We start from the raw sequence: 4,007 nt of genomic DNA on the forward strand, positions 1-4,007 counted from the left end.
TGGGTCTGCTCATCGACGACCTACTGCTGCTGGCGCGGCTGGACGCCCAACGCCCGATCGAGCGCAAACTGGTGGATTTGCTGGCGCTGGCCACTGATGCCGTACACGACGCGCGGGCGGTGTCGCCCAATCGAACGATCACCATCGACGTGGTGGACGGTCCCGGTACCCCCGAGGTGCTGGGCGACGAGGCCCGGCTCCGTCAGGTTCTCGGCAACTTGATGACCAACGCCCTGCAGCACACCCCCGAAACCGCCGACATCATCGTGCGGGTCGGCACCACCACCGACGACTCGATTCTGGAGGTCGTCGACGAGGGTCCCGGCATGAGTCAGGAAGACGCACAGCGAGTCTTCGAGCGGTTCTATCGCACCGACTCGTCGCGCGCGCGCAGCAGCGGCGGTAGCGGACTGGGGTTGTCGATTGTGGACTCGCTGGTCCACGCCCACGGCGGAACCGTGAACGTCACCACGGCACCCGGGCAAGGATGCCGCTTCTATGTCAGCCTGCCGCGTATAGCCGATGTGCCCGCAAAGGCAGGATCGGCCCGGTAAATAAACAGTAGGCTCCCGACGATGGCGACTCCCAACAACGATTCAACCGGCGCTGAGGACTCAGTGCCCGCGATCGCGGCGTTGTTCGAGGCTGAACGGTATGAGGTGCAAAGCATCTTGGGGCATTCCCTATCGCTGATCAGCATCTTGGTGGCCTACTCCACCGTGGTCGGCGCCGCGTGGGCGACCAGACCAGACACCGTCCCGCACTCTTTGGTCCCGGTAGTACCGATACCGGTGTGGCTGGTCATAGCCTGGCATTCGCAATTGAACAGTCGTGTCTACGCGCACAATCAGGCGATCGTCCTGCTCGAGCAGAAGCTGCTGGATCACATCCCCAGCATCACGTACCCGACGAGGTTGTGGCTCGGTCATACCGGTGGGCGGCTGGTGAATGAGATCCCAATTCTGTTGAAAGAAAAGAGATATGCGATCGCCGCGGCCTCGATTATCACCTACGGCGGACTGCTGGCCGTTGTGTTGGCTCTGACAATCGCGAGTGTTGTCGTGCCGATCTTCGTCAACCATGACTGGCAAGAGCTCGCCTGCGCGATGTCGGTTGTGTATGCGGCCGTGTTCGTCCTACTCGCCGCTTCGTACAAGTCGACGTTCGGGATCAACATCGACACGATGGACGAGTGGGCAAAATCGGCCCACATGTCGTTTCCCACACTGTTCAGGACTGAGCACAGTTATCGCGAACGAGGCTGAGCCGCCCGGCGTTAGCTCAACTCGGCAAGTGCCGCTTTGATTTTCGCCTGCGCCTCGTCGAGGGATTCCGCAGAGGGGTTGCGGTCGACGTTGGCGAAGCCGAAATCGCTTAGGCTCTTCGCCGGGAAGACGTGGACGTGCAGGTGCGGCACCTCGAGCCCGGCGATGATCACCCCGGCCCGGTCAGCCTCGAACGCTTTGGTGACCGCTTTACCGACCAACTGGGCGACGGACATGATCCGGCCGAACACCGCCGGCTCGATGTTCTGCCATTGATCGATCTCGGCTCGCGGCACCACCAGCGTGTGGCCCTGGGTCATCGGCTCGATGGTCAAGAAGGCAACGACCTCGTCGTCCTCGTAGACGAACCGTCCGGGCAGTTCGCCGTTGATGATTCTGCTGAAGATAGTGGCCATCGCTTCAGCATATGTTGTGCGGCCAGCGCCTAGGCCGGGCCGCCGTCGAGTAGCGCGGAAATCTCGCCCACCGACCACGGCGGTGCATCGTGATAGTCGCGGTAGCCGATCAGGTCCGGCGCTGCCTTTGGGAATCGACCCACGAAACCCCCTGAAGCGGCGAAGATTTCGCCGGTGAGATGGGTGGCGAGCTCGCTGGCCAGATAAACGTAGGTCGGCGCGGCGTAGTCCGGTCCCGCGACGTCCAGCGAACCCCGCATGGAGACTTCGTCGAGCAATCCTCGGCGGTGCAGCTCGGTGATGTGGGAAACGTAGTCCGGCCCGGTGGACAACCGGGTCTTGGCGCCGGGGCACACCACATTGGCCCGTACGCCATGCTCTTTCAGCTCGGCGGCGATCGCCAGAGTGAGGCTGTTGACCGCGCCCTTGCCGGCCGGATAGCCCGTGCCGCCATAGTCGCCCAGGAACGCGAACGAGCCGCTGTTGACGATGCTGCCGCCGCCCCGCGCGACCATCTTGGGGGCGGCGGCCCGGCAGGTGGCGAACACCGTGCCCAGATGCGCGTCGAGCAGCTCGGCGAACTGCGCTGAGCTGATATCGAGGATGGACGAGCCCGGCGGCTCGGCGATGCCGGCGCAGTTGATCAGGATGTGGATGCCGCCGAACTCGTCAATGCACCTGTCCACCAACGATTCTGCGATCTGCTGATCCGACGCCGAACCGGGATGGGCAACGGCATGCCCGCCGCCGGCAGTGATGCCGTCCACGGTCGAGTTGGCAGCGTCGGCATCTCGGCCGTTGACCACCACACCGGCGCCGTGCTGCGCCAACAATGCCGCGACAGCCGCGCCGATGCCCCGTGACCCGCCGACCACGACTGCGCCGCGGCCGGCGAGCAGTGAGGTCACTCCTCGTTGCCGAAGGTCATCATGTCGAGGTTCCAGTAGCCGCGCATGTTCGCGATCAATCCGGCGTCGTTGACGCGGTAGGTGAACACGCCCCGCACGCTGCTGATGATCCCGTTGTCAAACTTGCTGCGCAGCACCAAGATATGCGCGACCTCGTTGGGGTCGCTGGACGGAAACGTCTCCTCGCAGGTGATCTGCAACTGGTTGGCGGCGATGTTGGTGTCGTAGAACTCGGCCACGCCGTCCTTGCCCCGCACGCCGGTGCCTTCGGGGTTGGTCACGGACTTGCCGATCGGATCTTCGACCACAACGTCGTCGGCCATCAGGGCCAACCAGCCCTCGCGGTCGTGGGCCTGCACGCAGCGCCACGACGACTGGGAAGCGGCGAGCGCGGGGGACTTTTCAGCGGTTTCGGCCGACATGATGTTTACCGGTCGGCGTCCGTGTAGCGGATGACGCCGCGAATGTTCTTGCCGTCCAGCATGTCTTTGTAGCCGTCGTTGATCTGCTCCAGCTTGTACTGGCGGGTGATCATGTCGTCGAGGTTGAGCTTGCCGGCTTTGTACATCGACAGCAGCTGGGGGATGTCGTACTGCGGGTTACCGCCACCGAAGATGGTGCCCTGCAAGTTCTTTTGCATCAGGGTCAGCATCGCCAGGTTCAGGGTGACGTTGGTGTCCACCAGGCTGCCGATGGCGGTCAGCACGCAGGTGCCGCCCTTCTGAGTCAGGATCAGGTAGTTGTCGACGTCGGCACCCTGCAGCTCGCCGACGGTGACGATCACCTTGTGGGCCATCAGGCCGTAGGTCACATCCATCATTCCGCCCATGGCGGCGAAGATGTCGGGGTAGACGTGCGTGGCGCCGAACTTCAGGGCCTGGTCGCGCTTCCACTCGACCGGATCGATCGCGAAGATGTAGCGCGCGCCCGCCGTAACGGCACCCTGCAGCGCTGCCATACCCACACCACCGACGCCGACGATCGCCACGTCCTGACCCGGCCGGATGTCGGCGGTGCGAACCGCCGAACCGTAGCCGGTGGTGACGCCGCAACCCACCAGGGCCGCAACCTCGAACGGCACCGACTCGTCGATCTTCACGACCGAACTCTTGTGCACCACCATGTAGGGCGAGAACGTCCCCAGCAACGTCATCGGGAAGACGTCTTTGCCGCGGGCCTGGATCCGGAACGTGCCGTCGGATACCGCTGCGCCGTTGAGCAGCCCGGCACCGAGGTCGCACAGATTGCGCATGCCGGCCTGACAGGTCGGACAGTGGCCGCAGGACGGGATGAACGACAGCACCACATGGTCGCCCGGTGCGATGTCCTCAACGCCTGGGCCGACTTCGGTGACGATGCCGGCGCCCTCGTGGCCGCCGAGAACCGGGAAGCCGCCCATCGGGATGCCGCCGGTCACC

At 64.2% G+C, this 4,007-nt stretch carries 6 protein-coding genes; 2 read left to right on the top strand and 4 right to left on the bottom strand.

The genetic code is table 11. The annotated features are described in order from the left end of the window. Nucleotides 1-554: HAMP domain-containing sensor histidine kinase (locus VN856_RS04715; RefSeq protein ID WP_325686647.1), on the top strand; the 554-nt coding region annotated here is incomplete at its 5' end. 21 nt (nt 555-575) lie between these two features. Next, nucleotides 576-1,265: a hypothetical protein gene (locus VN856_RS04720; RefSeq protein WP_325686649.1), complete on the top strand. Its 690-nt coding sequence runs from the start codon at nt 576-578 to the stop codon at nt 1,263-1,265. A gap of 11 nt (nt 1,266-1,276) precedes the next feature. Here the strand turns inward: VN856_RS04720 and VN856_RS04725 are convergent, their stop codons facing one another. From VN856_RS04725 to VN856_RS04740, 4 genes are all read right to left on the bottom strand, one after another. Further along, nucleotides 1,277-1,681 carry an HIT family protein gene (locus VN856_RS04725; protein ID WP_325686651.1) on the bottom strand — a complete coding sequence of 135 codons (405 nt, stop codon included), beginning with the start codon at nt 1,679-1,681 and terminating at the stop codon, nt 1,277-1,279. A 29-nt stretch (nt 1,682-1,710) separates the two neighbouring features. Continuing rightward, entirely contained in the window at nt 1,711-2,580 is an 870-nt protein-coding gene (locus VN856_RS04730) for an SDR family NAD(P)-dependent oxidoreductase (RefSeq protein WP_414686869.1), read from the bottom strand. Between the two features lie 5 nt (nt 2,581-2,585). After that, on the bottom strand, nt 2,586-3,011 hold the full coding sequence (locus VN856_RS04735; RefSeq protein WP_325686655.1) for a ketosteroid isomerase family protein: 426 nt from the start codon (nt 3,009-3,011) through the stop codon (nt 2,586-2,588). A gap of 5 nt (nt 3,012-3,016) precedes the next feature. After that, on the bottom strand, nt 3,017-4,007 hold a 991-nt coding region (locus VN856_RS04740), incomplete at its 5' end, for an NDMA-dependent alcohol dehydrogenase (protein ID WP_325686657.1).

It is taken from the genome of Mycobacterium sp., from assembly GCF_035603715.1.
GTDB lineage: Bacteria > Actinomycetota > Actinomycetes > Mycobacteriales > Mycobacteriaceae > Mycobacterium.